17 protein-coding genes, 1 tRNA gene and 1 riboswitch are annotated in these 17,519 nt (G+C 63.7%); of the genes, 10 read left to right on the top strand and 8 right to left on the bottom strand.

The genetic code is table 11. From position 1 onward, the window contains the following. Positions 1–3: 3 nt before the first annotated feature. The 3 genes from rpmI to DKM43_RS03195 form a co-directional block, all read right to left on the bottom strand. The gene (gene rpmI, locus DKM43_RS03185; RefSeq protein WP_011444346.1) at positions 4–207 is read right to left on the bottom strand and encodes a 50S ribosomal protein L35; all 204 of its coding nucleotides are present in this window, start codon (positions 205–207) and stop codon (positions 4–6) included. Between the two features lie 165 nt (positions 208–372). Further along, entirely contained in the window at positions 373–1,278 is a 906-nt protein-coding gene (locus tag DKM43_RS03190) for a homoserine O-succinyltransferase (RefSeq protein ID WP_109796987.1), read from the bottom strand. Positions 1,279–1,328: 50 nt separating this feature from the next. Next, a riboswitch (SAM-I-IV-variant riboswitch) is annotated at positions 1,329–1,447 on the bottom strand. A 98-nt stretch (positions 1,448–1,545) separates the two neighbouring features. Further along, complete coding sequence (locus DKM43_RS03195) at positions 1,546–2,106, bottom strand: YqgE/AlgH family protein (RefSeq protein ID WP_109796988.1); 561 nt, start codon at positions 2,104–2,106, stop codon at positions 1,546–1,548. 164 nt (positions 2,107–2,270) lie between these two features. Here DKM43_RS03195 and DKM43_RS03200 point away from each other — a divergent pair, with 164 nt between their 5' ends. Both DKM43_RS03200 and DKM43_RS03205 read left to right on the top strand, forming a co-directional pair. After that, the gene (locus DKM43_RS03200) at positions 2,271–2,459 is read left to right on the top strand and encodes a hypothetical protein (protein ID WP_109796989.1); all 189 of its coding nucleotides are present in this window, start codon (positions 2,271–2,273) and stop codon (positions 2,457–2,459) included. Positions 2,460–2,521: 62 nt separating this feature from the next. After that, positions 2,522–2,866, top strand: coding sequence for a carboxymuconolactone decarboxylase family protein (locus DKM43_RS03205; protein WP_201739756.1), 345 nt, complete (start codon positions 2,522–2,524; stop codon positions 2,864–2,866). Here the strand turns inward: DKM43_RS03205 and DKM43_RS03210 are convergent, their stop codons facing one another. Together DKM43_RS03210 and DKM43_RS03215 are read right to left on the bottom strand one after the other, a co-directional pair. Further along, positions 2,867–5,608, bottom strand: a complete 2,742-nt coding sequence (locus DKM43_RS03210) for a [protein-PII] uridylyltransferase (RefSeq protein ID WP_109796991.1) — start codon at positions 5,606–5,608, stop codon at positions 2,867–2,869. 62 nt (positions 5,609–5,670) lie between these two features. Continuing rightward, complete coding sequence (locus DKM43_RS03215; RefSeq protein WP_109796992.1) at positions 5,671–7,374, bottom strand: class I adenylate-forming enzyme family protein; 1,704 nt, start codon at positions 7,372–7,374, stop codon at positions 5,671–5,673. A gap of 168 nt (positions 7,375–7,542) precedes the next feature. Between DKM43_RS03215 and lgt the strand changes: the two genes are divergently transcribed. The 6 genes from lgt (at position 7,543) to DKM43_RS03245 (ending at position 13,080) form a co-directional block, all read left to right on the top strand. Then, positions 7,543–8,430, top strand: a complete 888-nt coding sequence (gene lgt, locus DKM43_RS03220; RefSeq protein WP_236632347.1) for a prolipoprotein diacylglyceryl transferase — start codon at positions 7,543–7,545, stop codon at positions 8,428–8,430. Then, entirely contained in the window at positions 8,427–9,488 is a 1,062-nt protein-coding gene (locus DKM43_RS03225) for a class I SAM-dependent methyltransferase (protein ID WP_236632348.1), read from the top strand. Before lgt ends, DKM43_RS03225 begins: the two co-directional genes overlap by 4 nt. A 247-nt stretch (positions 9,489–9,735) precedes the next feature. Next, positions 9,736–10,299, top strand: a complete 564-nt coding sequence (gene petA, locus DKM43_RS03230) for a ubiquinol-cytochrome c reductase iron-sulfur subunit (protein ID WP_109797078.1) — start codon at positions 9,736–9,738, stop codon at positions 10,297–10,299. Positions 10,300–10,310: 11 nt separating this feature from the next. Next, complete coding sequence (locus DKM43_RS03235) at positions 10,311–11,603, top strand: cytochrome b (RefSeq protein WP_109796994.1); 1,293 nt, start codon at positions 10,311–10,313, stop codon at positions 11,601–11,603. A 32-nt stretch (positions 11,604–11,635) separates the two neighbouring features. Beyond that, positions 11,636–12,457 carry a cytochrome c1 gene (locus DKM43_RS03240; protein WP_109796995.1) on the top strand — a complete coding sequence of 274 codons (822 nt, stop codon included), beginning with the start codon at positions 11,636–11,638 and terminating at the stop codon, positions 12,455–12,457. A gap of 86 nt (positions 12,458–12,543) precedes the next feature. After that, entirely contained in the window at positions 12,544–13,080 is a 537-nt protein-coding gene (locus DKM43_RS03245) for an adenine phosphoribosyltransferase (protein ID WP_109796996.1), read from the top strand. 58 nt (positions 13,081–13,138) lie between these two features. Here DKM43_RS03245 and DKM43_RS03250 read toward each other — a convergent pair whose 3' ends face one another. The 3 genes from DKM43_RS03250 to DKM43_RS03260 all read right to left on the bottom strand — a co-directional run bounded on the left by DKM43_RS03250 (position 13,139) and on the right by DKM43_RS03260 (position 16,687). After that, entirely contained in the window at positions 13,139–15,274 is a 2,136-nt protein-coding gene (locus DKM43_RS03250) for an acetate--CoA ligase family protein (protein WP_109796997.1), read from the bottom strand. A gap of 65 nt (positions 15,275–15,339) precedes the next feature. Beyond that, complete coding sequence (locus DKM43_RS03255) at positions 15,340–16,284, bottom strand: fumarylacetoacetate hydrolase family protein (protein WP_109796998.1); 945 nt, start codon at positions 16,282–16,284, stop codon at positions 15,340–15,342. Between the two features lie 112 nt (positions 16,285–16,396). Further along, positions 16,397–16,687: a DUF2218 domain-containing protein gene (locus DKM43_RS03260; protein WP_109796999.1), complete on the bottom strand. Its 291-nt coding sequence runs from the start codon at positions 16,685–16,687 to the stop codon at positions 16,397–16,399. A gap of 161 nt (positions 16,688–16,848) precedes the next feature. Between DKM43_RS03260 and DKM43_RS03265 the strand changes: the two genes are divergently transcribed. Both DKM43_RS03265 and DKM43_RS03270 read left to right on the top strand, forming a co-directional pair. Next, positions 16,849–16,922, top strand: a tRNA-Gly gene (locus DKM43_RS03265). A 187-nt stretch (positions 16,923–17,109) separates the two neighbouring features. Further along, a complete protein-coding gene (locus DKM43_RS03270; RefSeq protein WP_236632355.1) occupies positions 17,110–17,418 on the top strand; it encodes an Arm DNA-binding domain-containing protein in 309 nt (102 codons plus the stop codon). Positions 17,419–17,519 lie beyond the last annotated feature (101 nt).

Raw genomic sequence — 17,519 nt, forward strand, 5'->3', positions numbered from 1 at the left:
TCCTCAGTTCAGCCCGTAGGGCGCCCACTTCTTGATCACCTTCGCATCGGCGTCGGAGATCACTTCAGTGCCGCGGTTCTGACGGATATACTTGGCGTTGTGGCTGATCAGGCGGTGGCGCTTTCCGGCAACGCCGTGCTTCACCTTGCCGGAGGCCGTGAGCTTGAAGCGCTTCTTCACGCCGCTCTTGGTCTTGAGCTTGGGCATTTTCGTCTCCTGTAATGCGACGCGTCCGATCTGCCTTGGCAGCCCTTGTGGCCAGGCCGATCATCGAATCCGTGTCGGTTGAAGCTGGGGCCGTTAGGCGAAGCGGCGCACAAAGGCAAGGGTGCACGGCAGCGCCGCCCGCCAGCCCCCTTTCTGTTGCCCCGATCAGCGCCCTATGTCGGCCAAATCATAGGGCGTGGTCTGATAGGTCTCGTTCACCCAGTTGCCGTAGAGCAGATGGCCATGGCCGCGCCACGAATTGACCGGGCGGGCATGCGGATCATCACCGGGGAAATAGTGCCGGGGCAGATAGCGCCCCTCGTCGCGCGCATATTCGCCTGCAAGGGTCAGCGTATCGTATTCCAGATGATTGAACATGTGCAGGGTGCGCATGGCCGGATCATCAATGAGGCACAGCCCGGTTTCCTCGCTGTCGGCCAGCACCGCAAGGCCATGTCCCTCCGGCAAGTCCTCGCGGCGCACTTCGCTCCAGCGTGATACGGGGACATCGAAGGCGTCGGGCAGGCCCCGCATCCACGGGCTGGCCGGCGCACGGTTGACATGGCGGAAAACGCCCGATGCCTTGGCCTCCAGCGCGTGCTTCTCCACGCCATGAAAATGATGCAGTGCGGCCATTGCGCCCCAGCAGATGGAAAGCGTGCGATGCACATGGGTCTGCGACCAGTCGAAGATGCGGCGCAGCTCGTCCCAGTAGCTCACCTCCTCGAAAGGGATCGTCTCGACCGGTGCGCCGGTAACGATCAGCCCATCGAACTTTTCCTGCCGCACTTCCTCCCACGGCCGGTAGAACGCGGAGATGTGCCCGGCAGAGGTGTTCTTGCTGACATGATCGGAGATACGCACCAGTTCCAGTTCCACCTGCAAGGGCGTTGCGCCCAGCAGCCTTGCGATCTGGGTTTCAGTGGTGATCTTGTCGGGCATGAGATTGAGCAGAGCGATCCGCATCGGGCGGATGTCCTGCCGGGCGGCCTCGGTTTCAGCCATCACGATCACGCCCTCGGCTTCGAGGGTGCGGCGGGCAGGCAGATTGTCGGCAATCCTGATCGGCACTGTCTTGGCGTCTCTCTTTCAAGCTGAGAGAGATGACGCTGCCGCAGTGTCCGTGTCCGTTTGGTTGCCGGATCGGCCACATCCCCTTTCCAGTGTCCTGAAGCGGGTGCCACCTTGCCCGGATCGGCAGGTTGGCGTTGGAGCGTCACCCCAACTCTCGATGTTGCCTTTCATTTAGAACGCGCGCGGCATGTTTGCAACGGGGCGGCCAGACCTGCCGGATACAGAAAGAGGCAGGACAACCGCAGCCTGCAAACAGCCACGCGCTCAGGCGCTTCCGGTCTGCGCCGCAAGGTGCGCGGGGTCTATTCCCTCGCGCTTCCATGTCTGCGTCCAGCGCCGCCCGGTGGGCGTGGCGAATAGGATTTCGGGATCGCCCTTGGCCGCATACCAGCCGTGCTGGCGCATTTCCCCTTCAAGCTGGCCCGCGCCCCAGCCGGCATAGCCCAGCGCAACGATGAACCGGCTCGGCCCGCGCCCCTCGGCGATGGCCCGCAGCACATCGAGCGAGGCCGAAAGGCTGCACAGCGGATTGACGACGACAGTCCCTTCGCCGCCCCAGTCTCCGGTATGCAGCACGAACCCGCGCGCAGTCTCCACCGGCCCGCCATCGAGCACCGGCACATCGGGGGCCTGCCCCGGATCGATCCCCACGTCCTCAAGCAAGCCATGCAGCGTCAGACCGTCGCGCACCCGGCCTATGCCGATGCCCAGCGCGCCATGCTCGTCGTGCACGCACATCGCGATCACCGCATGATCGAATCGCTCATCGGCCATGCCCGGCATCGCCAGCAGCAGCCGCCCCGAAAGATACTCCGCATCCTGCATCCACCGTCAAATAGGGATTGCGCACCATCCTTGCGAGTCCCGTCCTTGCGGATCCTGCGCTTGCGCGTTCCAGCTTCGCCTCGATTGACGTGGGTCAATTCATATTAGCACATGCTTTTATAGAGGGTCTCGTGATCCCTGCTCCATGCAAGGAAGACTGCGCCATGTTTCGCCTGATGATGATCCTGCACACCGTCATTGCCACCACGCTCATGGGGGCCGGCATCACTGCCGTGCTGGCCGCAGGACTGGACGGGATGCAGCCCATCGCGCTTGCCGCCGCTGCGGGCTTCCTGCTCGCCTTTCCGGTAAGCTGGCTTGTGGCGCGGCAGATCACCCACCTCAAGACCTGAAGGACACCCCTGCGATGCCTGCTGCAAATCACCCTGCAAACCATCACAAGGACTGGCCGCAGATGGCAGCCGAGCTTTCGGGCGCCATCAAGCAGGTGCGCCTCGGCTCTCCGGATGTGATGAAGGCTTTTTCCAGCATGGCGCAGGCAGCAACAAGGCCCGGCGCGCTGGACGGCCGAACCAAGGAACTCATCGCGCTGGCGATTGCGGTGGCCATCCGCTGCGATGGGTGCATTGCCTTTCACGCCAAGGCCGCGCTCGATCAGGGCGCATCACGCGATGAAGTGATGGAAACCATGGGCATGGCGCTCTACATGGGGGCCGGGCCAAGCCTCATGTATGCGGCGCAGGCGGTCGAGGCCTACGACCAGTTCGCCGGATTGCAGCAAGGGCAACCCGGCGCCTGATCAGGCCGCAGCCTTGACCTTGCGGTCCTCGGCGGCCTCCAGCAGCTTCTTCTCGATCGTCTTCATCCGGTTGGTCTCGGTGATCTTCTCGCCCAGCACATCGGTGACGTAGAACGTGTCCACCGCGCGCTCGCCGTAGGTGGCGATGTGGGCCGAATGCACGATCAGCCGCGTCTCGAACAGCGCCCGCGCCAGCCGGTTGAGCAGCGCGGGCCGGTCGCGCGCACCGACCTCGATCACGGTAAAGCGGTTCGAAGCCTTGTTGTCGAAGATGACGATGGGGCGCACGTCGAACGCATCGGCGCGCGGCCGCGCGAGCGGGCGGGCCGCAAGCTGCGGCACCAGCTTCACGCGGTTGGCCAGCGCATCGGCAATGGCATTCTTGAGCCGGGCGATCTGGCTGGCCTCGTTGAGCGGGCGCCCCAGCGGATCCTGCACAAGGAAGTTGTCGACCGCCGTGCCATTGCGTGCGGTATGGATTCGTGCGTCGATGATGTTGCCGCCGGCAAGGTGTATGCCCCCCGCAATGCGATAGAACAGCCCCGGATGGTCCGCCGCCAGCACGGTGACAAGCGTTGCCCCCCGCGCCGGATACCAGTGAGCCTCGACCGAGAGCGGCTCGCCCAGCGCCGCATCCATCTGCTGGAGGTTGAGCGCGATGATGTCTTCCGGCTCGGCAATCCAGTAGGCATCGCCCAACTGCTTGCCGACCGTGCCGATCAGCGCGTCGCGTTCCTTCAGAAGCGCGGCCACGGCCTTCTTCTTGGCAGCGATGCGCTCGGCGCGGCCGTGCTGCTTGTGGCCCAGCCGCAGCATTTCTTCGGCGGAAATGAACAGATCGCTGAGAAGCTGGCGCTTCCACGAGTTCCAGACCCCCGGCCCCACCGCGCGGATGTCGACCACGGTCAGCACCAGCAGCAGGCGCAGGCGCTCCTGGCTCTGCACCAGATTCACGAAGTCGGCGATGGTCTTGTAATCGGCCAGATCGCGCTTGAAGGCGGTCGCGCTCATCAGCAGGTGCCAGCGCACCAACCATGCCACAAGCTCGGTCTCGGCCGGCGAAAGGCCAAGGCGCGGGCAGAGCTTGAGCGCAACTTCCGCGCCCAGGACCGAATGATCGCCCTTGCGGCCCTTGGCGATGTCGTGGAGCAGCGTTGCCAGATAGAGCACCCGGCGCGAGGCGACCTTGCCCACCACTTCGCTCGCCAGCGGATGATCTTCGCGCGCCTCGCCCTTCTCGATCCGGGCGAGCAGGCCGATGGCGCGGATCGTATGCTCGTCGACCGTGTAGTGATGATACATGTCGAACTGCATCTGCGCGACGACCCGACCGAAGTCGGGAATGAAGCGCCCGAACACTCCTGCCTCGTTCATCCAGCGCAGAACCGTTTCGGGATCGTTGCGGCTGGTGAGAACTTCCATGAACAGGGCGTTGGCTTTGGGATCCTTGCGCACGGCGGCGTCGATCAGCCCGGCATCGCGGCGCGCGATGCGCATGGCTTCGGGATGGATCTCCACCTTCTGCTCGGCGGCGATGGCGAACATCTCCAGCAGGCGCACCGGGTCTTGCTGGAACACGCTGTCGTTGGGCACGCCCAGCTTGCCGCCTTCCAGCACGAAGGCCCCGATCCTGCGCGGACGCGCGCGAAGGGCTGCAAAGAACCCGCGCTTCTGCCTCGCAAACTGGCCATCAAGCTGCGCAAGAAACACCCCGGTCAGCGAACCGACCTGTTTGGCCTGGAGGAAGAAATACTGCATGAACCGCTCGACCGCGCTCTTGCCGGGGCGGTCGGCAAAGTTCATGCGCATGGCCACCTCGCGCTGGAGATCGAAGGTCAGGCGGTCTTCAGCCCGCTTCGTCAGCATGTGAAGGTGGCAGCGCACGGCCCAGAAGAAGTTCTCGGCCTTGCGGAAGGCGCGGTATTCCTCCGCGGTCAGCAGGCCGACATCCACCAGTTCCGAGGCGTCGCGCACCTTGTGGATGTACTTGCCGATCCAGTAGAGCGTGTGCAGATCGCGCAGGCCGCCCTTGCCTTCCTTCACGTTCGGTTCGACCACATAACGGCTGTCGCCCAGCCGCTTGTGGCGTTCGTTGCGCTCCTGCAGCTTTTCGGCCACGAACTGCTTTTCGGTGCCGTTGACCACTTCGGCCCAGAAGCGCGCGGCCGCCATATCGTAAAGCTCGCGGTCGCCCCAGACATAGCGACCTTCGAGCATGGCGGTGCGGATCGTCAGGTCGCTGCGCGCCATGCGCACCACCTCGTCGAGCGAGCGGCTGGAATGGCCGACCTTCAGGCCCAGATCCCAAAGAAAATAGAGAACCGCCTCGATGACCTGCTCGCACCATGAGGTGGGCTTGATCGGCGTGACAAAGGCAATGTCCACATCCGAATGCGGGGCCATCTCGCCGCGCCCGTAGCCGCCGACGGCAATCACGGCGATCCGCTCGCCCATCGAACGGTTGCTGGCACGGTAGAGCCGGGTAACGACATGATCGTAGATCACGCGCACCAGCTGATCGACCAGAAATGCCTGCGCCTGCGCGCATTCCGTCCCCGCCGAAGGCCTTGCCTCAAGCCTGCGGGCAATTTCCGTCCGCCCCGCCTCAAGCGCCTCGCGCAGCAGTTCGACGACGGCGGAGCGGGATTTCTCGCCCTGTTCGGCAAAGGCGGCGGCCACTGCATCGGCAAGGGCGCGCCGATCGATTATGGCGCGCTGATTGGCAATCCGGGGGAGCATCATGCTCCCCCTTTAAAGCCTGCATTCGCGCCGTCCAACAAGATTACCTTCGGGGCAAGGCCCGGTCAGGCGGCCAGCCATTCCCTGGTATAGCGATCGCGCAGGGTGCGCTTGTCCACCTTTTCGGTGCCAAGGCGCGGCAGGGCCTCGTCCACCTGCCAGAACCGCACCGGCACCTTGAACGGCGCGATGTGCTCCTTGAGAAAGGCGGTCAGCTCGTCGGGCGTCACGCTCTGCCCTTCCTTGACGAGATAGACCGCGGCCGGCACCTCGCCCAGCTTCTCGTCGGGAAGGCCGAACACGCTGGCCTCGGCAATGGCGGGGTGGGCGTAGATCGCGCTTTCCACCTCGATGCAGGAAATGTTCTCGCCGCCGCGGATGATGATGTCCTTCTTGCGATCGACGATGAACAGATAGCCTTCGGCGTCAAGATAGCCCAGATCGCCCGTGCGGAAGTAGCCATCGGGCATGATCGCCTCGCGCGTGGCCTTCTCGTTGTTCCAGTAACCCAGAAAATTGGCGATCGACCGGATCGAGACTTCGCCCACCTCGCCCTGCGGCAGCGGATTGCCCGCATCATCAAGGATCGCCAGATCGACCAGCGGCCGCGATGCGGTGCCGGTGCTTCCGGGCTTGGCCAGATAGTTCTCGTTGAGGTTGCCGCAGCCCACGCCGTTCGTCTCGGTCAGGCCATAGCCCAGCAGCGGGAAGGCATGGGGCAGGGCCTTGCGGATGCGGTCGACGTGCTCCACCGGGCGCGGCGCGCCGCCAGCGGCAAACGATACGCAGGTGGAAAGGTCATACTTGTCCCGGTCGGGATGGGTAGCGATCTCGAAGCTCATCAGCGGCACGCCGACGAAGTAGGTCACTTTCTCGCGCTCGATCAGGCGCATGGCCTCCACCGCATCCCACTTGGGCATGAGCACCAGCTTGCGCCCCAGCGCGAACGACTGGAGGAACACCGGCACTTCGCCGGTCACGTGGAACAGCGGCACGTTGACCAGCGTGGTAGGCTGGACATCCGGTGCGGGTGCCTCGCCCCGCGCGGTCAGGATCGCCAGCATCGCGGCCGATTGCGCAACGTAGTTCATCGTGCCCTGAACCACTGCGCGATGGTCGGAATAGGCGCCCTTGGCCATGCCGGTGGACCCTGAGGTAAAGAGCACCGTGGCCAGATCATCCCCCGTCAGTTCGGGCAGGATCGTGGTCATGCCGCCGCCCCCGGCCAGAAGTGCGGCAAGCCCTTCGGTATATGCGCAGTCGTGCTGCATCGGCAGAACCTGCGCGCCATGGGCATGGCCCTCAAGGCGCGCCGCGCGCGCCGCATCGGCAATGACATAGCGGCATTCCACCAGATCGATGCCTGCCGCCAGTTCCTCGCCCTGCCACCAGCCGTTGAGGAGCGTGGCGCAGCCTCCGGCCATCAGCACGGCCATGTAGGCAATGACCCAGTTCGACGAATTGCGCGCGGCAATGCCCACGCGGTCGCCCTTGTTCAGGGCAAGCCCTTCCACCAGTCCGCCCGCGACATGCCTTGCCGCCTTGTAGATGTCGGCAAAGCTCAGGCGTATGTCGCCATCGACGATGAAGGTCTTGTCGCCATGCGTGGCGCAGAAATAGGCGAAATAGGCAGGCAGGTGCGGCGGCGCGGCAGCGATCATCGGCAGATCCCGGCCGAACCGGTGGATCGGAACCGTGTGGAACATGGCGCCTTCGGCAGTGAGCGCATTGAATGCGCTGTCCATGGCAAGGTCCAGTTCGGTCTTCATGTTGCCCTTTCATTTCTCCTCACCCGCAGGCACATCGTGACGCGCGCCTTTTCGGGTTTGCCTGTGTCCCTTTTCCCGTGCCATTACGATAGCGCAAAGTGCCCGCAGGGCTGCACGAAAACGGGTCCGTTCAGGAAGTTGTAGGGAGTTCACCGCTTGCTGTCACTAGTGTCAACGGCAACCGCGCTTGCCGTAACGTCCACTGCATCGGCAGCGGCATCTGGCCCGATTCGCTGGGTGGATCTGGGCGTTTCACCGATTGCGCTCGATCTCGGCTTCTTCGCTCTGAAGTGGTATTCACTGGCCTATCTGGCGGGGATCGTGCTGGGTTACTGGCATTTGTCCAGAATGTTGCGCGCACCCGGCGCCCCCATGGCCCAGCGCCACGCCGACGACCTGTTCTTCTACGCCACGCTGGGCATCATTCTGGGCGGACGACTGGGCTATGCGGTGTTCTATGCCCCCGAACTGCTGACCGAGCCGCAGAACCTCGTGAAGCTGTGGGAGGGCGGCATGAGTTTCCACGGCGGCCTGATCGGGACGGTGGTGGCCATCGCCTGGGTCTCGTGGCGGGCGCGGCTCGATTTCGTGCGGGTGTGCGATTACATCGCGGTCTGCGTGCCCGCTGGCCTGCTTTTCGGGCGACTGGCCAATTTCATGAACGGCGAGTTGTGGGGGCGCGAGGCAGGGTCGGGCGTTCCCTGGGCCATGATCTTCCCCGGCGGCGGCCCGGTCGCCCGCCATCCCAGCCAGCTTTATGAAGCCGCGCTCGAAGGGCTTGTCCTGCTCATCGTGCTGCTGTTCCTGTTCTGGAAAACCAAGGCCCGCTGGCGGCCGGGGCTGCTGGTGGGCACCTTCACCTTTGGCTATGCGCTGGCCCGCTTCACGGTGGAGTTCTACCGCGAACCAGACGCGCAGCTCCTCGATTTCGCCATGCGCACGGGGTTTTCCATGGGCCAGTGGCTGACCGTGCCGATGATGGCGGTGGGGCTGTTCTTCCTGCTGCGCGCCCTGCTGCGCAAGCCGCTCTCCGCGCAAGGATCAGCCGCCGCGTGAAGCCGCCGCTGCTCGATACCTTCCTCCGGCTGATCGCCAATACCGGCCCTATCAGCATTGCCCACTACATGGCGGAATCGAACGCCCATTATTACGCCAGCCGCGATCCTTTCGGCGTGACCGGCGATTTCATCACCGCGCCTGAAATCAGCCAGATGTTCGGCGAACTGATCGGCCTGTGGATGGCTGACATCTGGACCCGCGCCGGACGGGACGAGCGTGTGCATTACGTGGAACTGGGGCCGGGCCGAGGAACTCTCGCGCGGGACGCACTGCGCGCCGCAGGCCGCTACGGTCTCAATCCCCGGCCCCATTTTGTCGAAACCAGCACGGCACTGAAGGCGCTGCAACTGGAACGGCATCCCGATGCGGTCTGGCATGATGATCTCTCGACCCTGCCGACCGATGGCCCGATCCTGCTCGTGGCCAACGAGTTCCTCGATGCCCTGCCGGTGCGCCAGCTCGTCCGCACCGCACACGGCTGGCGCGAACGCATGGTGGGAATCCATCAGGGCAGGCTCGCCGCCGTTGCCGGAACCGCGCCAATGGAAGCCGCCGTGCCCGCCAGCCTTGCCACGGCGCCAGAAGGCGCCATCATCGAAACATCGCCTGCATCGGCAGCGGTCGTCAATGAAGTGGCGGGCAGACTGGCGCGGCAGGGCGGCGCGGCACTTTTCATCGACTATGGCCATGCCGAGCCGCGTCTCGGCTCAAGCCTTCAGGCCGTGCGCGCCCATCGCAAGGTCGATGTCTTTTCCAGTCCGGGCGAAGCAGACCTTACCGCGCATGTCGATTTTTCGGCGCTGGCGCCCATTGCCCGCGCCCGCGGTGCGCACTCGCTGGGGACGGTCGAGCAGGGACGCTGGCTGAAGGCACTGGGCATCGATGCGCGGGCAAGGGCACTGTGCGCACATGCACCCGATCAGGCCGCTGCCATCGCGGCGGCGCATGAACGCCTGACCGGCGAGGGACAGATGGGCGCCCTGTTCAAGGTCATGGGAATCGCCGGACCTGACTGGCCCGACGGCGCGGGTTTCGAGGGCATGTCCCGATCGTGACGATCTGCGCCACCGGGGCTGAAAGAGGCGCAAACAAGGGGTGTTTCCCACACCAAAATGCCTGTTGGCAAAGCCGTGGCTTTGCGTCTATCAGGCGCGCCGAGTGGGGGCTGGTGCCGCGCAGGCGCGCGTGTCTGGCTCCGGGGTGATGCAAGGACCGGCTGATACGATCCTTTGCATTACCGAAAAAGGGCAAGTCGGACCGCGCGCGATCCGCGTGTGCGGCGGCATCAGGCAGGGAATATCAATGGCTGATCAGGCGAGCATCAACACTCCGGACATGACCGGAGAGGGCGTGCGCCGACGCGATTTCATCAATATCGCGGCGGTGAGTTTTGCGGGCGTGGGCGGCCTTGCTGTCCTGGTCCCGCTGGTGAGTCAAATGGCGCCATCGGCAGACGTGCTGGCGCAGAGCTCGACCGAAATCGACATCTCGGCCATCCAGCCGGGCCAGGCGATCAAGGCAGTGTTCCGCAAGCAGCCGGTGTTCATCCGCAACCTGACGCCGGAAGAAATCGCCTCGGCCGAAAAGGTCGATGTTGCCTCGCTGCGCGATCCGCAGACGCTGGAAGAGCGGACCAAGGCCGGCAAGACCAACTGGCTCATCACCATGGGCGTGTGCACCCACCTCGGCTGTGTGCCGCTGGGCGCGGGCGAAGGCGAAGTGAAGGGCGAGTTCGGCGGATATTTCTGCCCCTGCCACGGTTCGCACTATGATACCGCCGCCCGCATCCGCAAGGGTCCGGCACCCAAGAACCTTGAGGTGCCCGAATATGCATTCATTTCCGACACTGTCGTGAAGATCGGCTGAGGACAGGAAACATGAGCTTTGCCTGGGCAAACGAATACAAGCCGTCGAACGGCCTGATGCAGTGGCTTGACGAGAAGCTGCCCCTGCCCCGTTTCGTCTACAATGCCGTGGGTGCCGGCTATCCGGTTCCCCGCAATCTGAACTACATGTGGAACTTCGGCGTGCTCGCCGGGTTCTGCCTCGTGCTCCAGATCGTCACCGGCGTCATCCTGGCCATGCACTATGCGCCCAATGCTCTGGTGGCCTTCGATTCGACCGAGCATATCATGCGCGACGTGAACTGGGGCTGGATGCTGCGCTATGCGCATGCCAACGGCGCTTCGGCCTTCTTCGTGGTCGTCTATCTCCACATCTTCCGCGGCTTCTTCTACTCCTCGTACAAGGCGCCACGCGAAATGATCTGGCTGCTGGGCGTGGTCATCTTCCTGCTGATGATGGCAACCGCCTTCATGGGCTATGTGCTGCCCTGGGGCCAGATGTCGTTCTGGGGTGCCAAGGTCATCACCGGCCTGTTCGGCGCGATCCCGGTTGTGGGCGAACCGCTTCAGGTGTGGCTGCTGGGCGGCTTCGCGCCCGATAACGCCGCGCTGAACCGCTTCTTCAGCCTGCACTTCCTCCTGCCCTTCGTGATTGCGGGTGTCATCATCCTGCACATCTGGGCGCTTCACATTCCCGGCTCGTCGAACCCGACCGGCGTGGAAGTGAAGCAGGAATCAGACACGGTTCCGTTCCATCCCTACTACACCGCAAAGGACGGTTTCGGCCTCGGCGTGTTCCTGCTGATCTATTGCGCGGTGCTGTTCTTTGCGCCCAACGCGCTGGGTCATCCGGACAATTACATCCCGGCCAACCCGCTTTCGACGCCTGCGCACATCGTTCCGGAATGGTATTTCTGGCCGTTCTACGCGATCCTGCGCGCCTTCACGTATGACTTCTTCTTCATCCCCGCCAAGCTGATGGGCGTGCTGGCCATGTTCGGCGCGATCCTGGTGTGGTTCTTCCTGCCCTGGCTGGATACCTCGCCGGTGCGTTCGGGCCACTACCGTCCGCTGTTCCGCAAGTTCTTCTGGTTCGGTCTGATCCCTGCGATGGCCGTGCTGTTCTACTGCGGCGGCGCGCCGGCTCAGGAGCCCTACGTGATGCTGAGCCAGCTTGCCTCGCTCTATTACTTCGCGCACTTCCTCATCATCCTGCCGATCGTCTCGTCGATCGAGAAGCCGGAACCGCTTCCGTTCTCGATCACCGAAGCCGTCCTCGGCAAGGACGAGAGCGCCGTGCTCAACGCCAACCCTGCAGCTGCCTGACAGCCACGAAGCGTAAGAGAAAGAGAACCCTCATGGTCCGTCTTTTTGGCCCCCTTGTCGGCCTTTTCTTCGCCGTCGCGCTGCTCTGGTCGTTCGGCAACGGCGCCTACACCGCGATCAAGGAACCTGCCCCGGCGACCGCCGAGCACGAATTTCACCTCCACCCCAAGGACGTGAAGTTCGCCAGCGACGGTCCCTTCGGCAAGTTCGACAAGCAGCAGCTCCAGCGCGGCTTCCAGGTCTACAAGGAAGTCTGCTCCACCTGCCACTCGATGCGCCACGTGGCCTTCCGCGATCTTGCCGAGCTTGGCTATTCAGAGGCCGAAGTGAAGGCCATTGCCAAGCAGTGGGGCACCAAGCAGCCGACCTTCGACGAGAAGACCGGCGAGCGCGGCGAGCGTGACAACATCCCGTCCGACTACATCCCGGTCGTCTATTACGCCGGTCAGGGTGTGCCGCCGGATCTCTCGCTCATCACCAAGGCGCGCCACAACGGCGGTGCCTATGTCTATTCGCTGCTGACCGGCTATCAGGAGCAGCCCGCCGAACTTCTGAAGAAGTTCCCGGACGCCAAGACTCCCGACGGCCTCTACTACAACCCCTACTTCGCCAACCTGAACCTTGCCATGCCGCAGCCCATCGCCAGCGACGATCAGGTCGCCTATGCCGATGGCACCAAGGCAACGGTGGATCAGATGTCGAAGGACGTGGCTGCGTTCCTCATCTGGGCGGCAGAGCCCAAGCAGGACAAGCGCAAGCAGACCGGCTGGGCCGTGCTGGGCTTCCTCCTGGCGGCAACCGTTCTGGCCTATCTTGCCAAGAAGAATGTCTGGGCCGACAAGAAGGCTGCCTGAGGCATCTTTCGCCAGAATGGCAAAACGAACAAAGGCCACCGGAAACGGTGGCCTTTTTCGCATCCGGCGATAGCATCCCATCTGCCATGACGCCCGATGATCTCAAGCAGCTTGTCCGCACCGTGCCGGACTTTCCCGCCCCCGGCATCCTTTTCCGCGATATCACCACGCTGATCGCGCACGGTGAAGGGCTTGCCGCCACGATCGGCCATCTGGCCGACAGAGCGAGCGGTGCGGGCGCACAGGCCATTGCGGGCATGGAGGCGCGCGGATTCATTTTCGGTGCGGCAGTGGCAGCCCGGATGGGGCTTGGCTTCATCCCGGTGCGCAAACCGGGCAAATTGCCCGTGCCGACCTTGGGCATCGACTATGCACTGGAATACGGACGCGACCGGCTGGAGATCGACCCGTCCGCCCTTCATCCCGGCCAGCGCATCGTGATCGTCGATGACCTGATTGCAACGGGCGGGACGGCGCTTGCCGCAACAGAACTCCTGCGCAGCGCAGGGGCCAGCGTGACTCATGCGCTGTTCGTGATTGATCTGCCCGACCTGCATGGTGCGGCGCGCCTGCGTGATGCAGGTCTTGCGGTCGATTCGCTTATGGATTTTCCGGGGCACTGACGCACTCAGGACCGACCCGACCGGTCGCCGCCGGTTCAGTGCGTCCCGGCGGACTTGGTCAATCCACCAGCATCAGCGCATCCAGCGCCACAACGCCTTCGCCCATGGGGTGAAGGATCACGGGGTTGAGGTCAATCTCACGGATCGAAGGTTCGGCGCGCAGGACCTGTCCGACCTTGACGATCAACGCGGCAAGCGCCGGAACATCGAGCGCGGGCGCGCCGCGATAGCCGGTGAGCAAAGCGGCGCTTTTCAGCTTCAACAGTTCCGCCTCTACCGCCGCCTGCGTGAGGTCAGCCGTCAGCAGCCGCACATCCTGAAGGACTTCGGCCGTCACGCCGCCAAAGCCTGCGAGCACCACCGGCCCCCATTCGGGATCGTTTTTGGCGCCGACGATCATCTCCATACCGCGCTTTCCCATCGCCTCGATCAGCACGCCGTCGAGCCGGATGGAGGCAGAATAGGCCGCAACGCTCTCGTGAATGCGCACCCATGCGGCACGCACGGCCTCGGCATCGGCAAGGTTCAGGATCACCCCGCCCGCATCGCTTTTGTGACCGAGGGCAGCAGCCTGCGCCTTCATCGCCACCGGGTAGCCCACGGCATCGGCCGCCGCGACCGCAGCATCCGCGCTGGCAGCGAATCGGCCCTTGGGGAAGTTCACGCCAAGCGGCCCCAGCAGATCCTTCGCCCGGTATTCGGGAATAACCCCGTGCACCTGCGCCAGTCCCGGCAGGGGCGTGGGTAGCAGATCATTGGCGGAAAGATCCTGTGCCGCCCAGTGTGTCAGCCGCGTGATGGCGCGCAATGCGCGTTCGGTCGTGGGGAACCACGGCACGCCTGCCGCCCGCAGGGCAGCGATGCGTTCAGCCGGAACATCGGCGCCTTCATCAAGCCCGGCGAAGATCACCGGCTTGGGCAATGTTTTCCCTTCCACTGCGGCAAGGATGGCCGGGAACTTGATCGCGCAAGTGATCGGCTCTGCCTGAATGATCCCGGCCAGCACGGTGCCCACGCGGTCATCCCCCAGCAGGGCTTCGATGCAGCGGGTATAGATCGCAGGCTCGGACAGGCCCTGCGCGGTAATGTCGAGCGGATTGGAAACCGGCACGAACGGCGGCAAGGCCGCGCGCAGCAGCGGCGAATCGGCATCACGCAGATCGGCCAGCGGCAGATCCAGTTCCTCCGCCAGATCCAGCGTCAACGCCTTGAAAGCGCCCGATTCGCCCAGAACCGCAGTCCTGCCCGACGGCAGCACCGGACAGCGCACCGCGATTTCCGCGATGTCGCCCAGTTCTTCCAGCGTCTCGGCAAAGATGACACCCGCACGCGCCACCATCGCGCGCATGAGCTTGTAATCGCCCGCCATGGCACCGGTATGCGTTGCCGCCGATTCGCGTGCCGCACTCGACTTGCCGGGATGCAGCAGCACGACGGGCTTGCCCGCCGCGCGGGCACGGCGCGCCGCAGCCAGAAATGCCTGCGGCTTGCGGAACTGCTCCACGATCATCGCTATGACGTGGGTATCGTCCTGATCAACCAGCCAGTCGACATAGTCTTCCACGCCGCTCGCCGCCTCGTTTCCGGTGGAGACGGAATAGGAGACGCCGCAATCTCGGCTGAGCAGCATGGTGCCGAGGACGGCTGCCATTGCGCCCGATTGCGAGACGATGCCGATGGCGCGCCGGTCGCCCGGCGGCACGGCATTCGTTTCCACAAAGGTCAGCGGAATGCGATCGACATAGTTCACAAGGCCCAGACAGTTCGGCCCTTCGACCACCATGCCCGCTTCCTGCGCGATGCGGGCGATTTCGCGCTGTTCGGCAAGGCCATCCTCGCCGCCTTCTGCAAACCCGGCCGAGAAGATCACCACGCCGCCGCACTTGCGCGCTGCCAGCCCCTTTACCGCATCAAGCACGCCGCCGCGCGGGATAGCCAGAACCGCCACGTCCACCCCTTCGGGCAGGTCATCGACCGAGGCATGGCACCGCCGCCCCATGATCTCGTCGCGCTTCGGATTGACCGGATAAACCGCGCCGGCATAGCCGTTGCGATCAAGATTGGTGAGGATCGTGGCCCCCAAAGCGCCGGGTTTGTCCGATGCGCCAACCACGGCGACCGATTGCGGGCGCAGGAACCGGTCGAGCGCGGTGTGGGCCAGAGTGGATTGCGGCAGACTCGTTTCAACGGCCATGAGATCCTCCGATTTCGCTATGCGCTATAACAATTATCGAAAGATCGGCAAGCCCGGATGCCCTTTCAGGCGCGCACCACCCGTTGGTTCAGGACACCAAACGGTGCCCTCCCCTTCGCATCGACGGCTTCCATCCGCACGGTATCGCCAAATGCCATGAAGGCGGTCTTCGCCTCGCCCTCGTCCAGCACTTCGATGCCCCGCCGCTCGGCAATGCAGGATGAACCGATCTCGCGGAAGTTCGCATTGGATACGGTGCCCGAACCGATCACCGTTCCCGCAACCAGATCGCGCGTGCGGGCGGCATGGGCGACCAGCTCATGGAAGCCATAGCCCATTGCCCGGCCATTGGCCGCGCCAAACCGCTTGCCGTTCCAGTCGACCAGCAGATCGAGGCAAACCCGGCCGTCAGCCCAGGCGTCGCCCAGTTCATCGGGCGTCACCGCAAAAGGCGCCATCGCACTTGCAGGCTTTGCCCCTACCCAGCCGAACCCGGTTTTCATCTCCGGCCCGGCAAGCGCGCGCAGCGACCAGTCGTTGATCTGTACGATCAACCTGATGTGCGCCAAGGCATCGGCCGCGCTCGTGCCCATCGGCACGGCATCGACGATCACGCCGAACTCGCCTTCGAAATCGATCCCCAGATCCTCAGACGGGAACCGTGCATCAGCAAGCGGGGCAAGAAAGGTGTCCGACATGCCCTGATACATCAGGGGAAAATCAACCTTCGGCTTGGCAATGCCGATCACCGCATCCATCAGGTCGCCGTGGCTCTGGAATGCAGAGCCATCCAGCCATTGCCATGCACGCGGAAGCGGCGCGAGAACTTGCGCAGGGTCAAGCGGTTCGGGAAAGTGATCGATGGCGGCAAGCGCGGGCGCGGCGGTCTCCCACTGCTCGATGGCCTGCTGGAGCGTTGCGAAGGGAGCGCCTGCGCATGTGGCCCCATCGGGGGCCACCACCACCAGACGCCCGTCACGCGAACCATCGTTCAATGTTGCCAGCCGCATTTGTTTCTCCCATCCGTTTGCCGCGCATTGCGTCTGCGCGGCTTAGCCTTGCCTGAACCCTGCGGCAAAGAACTGGTTTTGATTGGCAGGCATTCATTCTATGAATGAAAACTCAGTCGAGGGTGTGCCAGTCAAAGCGCAGCTCCCCTTCGCGATGGGCAAAGCGATTGAGATGGTCGGCCACGACCTGCTGCATCCGCGCCAGATCGCCTTCGCCCTCGATCCGGCAAGTCAGTTCGAGCGCCTCTCCCGTGGCTTTCAGGTCTAGCGGGCCAAACGGCAATGCGACCCGGCCACTGGCGGAATCAAACTCGACCGCAAACTTGTGTCCCCAATGCTTGCACAACTGCTGGAGATAGCGGCTGGCATGAGCAGTGGGCACGATCGCACGACTGGAAGGCATTGGAACCCTTTCGAGATATTTCTATTGCATCTACGATATATCTTATTGCATGAGTGTCAACAGGCATGCATCCGGTGTTGAAACTGCAAGGTTGACGAAGCAGCCTATCGCGTGGCAAGCGCACGGCACCACGCGAATGGGGCAAACGCCCCGCGGCGCAAGCGGGTATAGCTTAGTGGTAAAGCCCTAGCCTTCCAAGCTAGTTATGCGGGTTCGATTCCCGCTACCCGCTCCACATGGCCGTCCACCGGCATCCACCGAGATCGTTGTAACGCGCAGAAATCCGGGATATTTTCCGCCTTACCAGGCCGCTCGGTGCCACTCATATCTGCCTTAATCCGGACCTTTTGGGGCCTTGGCAGTGACAGAGCCCCTGGCGCCGTTGTGAGGCCCCCATGCGCTGGGGGCTCCTTGATTCGAGGATGACACGATGCCGCTTTCCGAAGCCGCGGTGCGCAATACCAAGCCGCGCGAGAAGCCTTACAAGATCGCGGGTTTTTCCGGGCTTCTATCTCGAGGTCCAGCCCAACGGCAGCAAGCTGTGGCGGCTCAAATACCGCATGCTGGGCAAGGAGAAGAAGCTGGCAATTGGCACCTACCCCGAGATCAGCCTGAGCGAAGCACGCCGCCGCCGCGACAAGGCGCGTGAGCAGCTCCACTCCGGTCTTGATCCGTCACGTGAGAAGGTAAATGGGGACCGGCGTGCAAAAGGGACCCCGTTAGCGGGGTGATCGGCGTCTAGGTTTCGTGGACAAAGCTTGACTGTTGGCTCGGGCGTTGATTCAAGGCTGTCTTTTGGAGGCAGCCTTGGGCGAGCGGATTGGCGTTACGG

This window comes from Novosphingobium meiothermophilum, from assembly GCF_003171715.1.
Taxonomy (GTDB): Bacteria; Pseudomonadota; Alphaproteobacteria; order Sphingomonadales; family Sphingomonadaceae; genus Novosphingobium; species Novosphingobium meiothermophilum.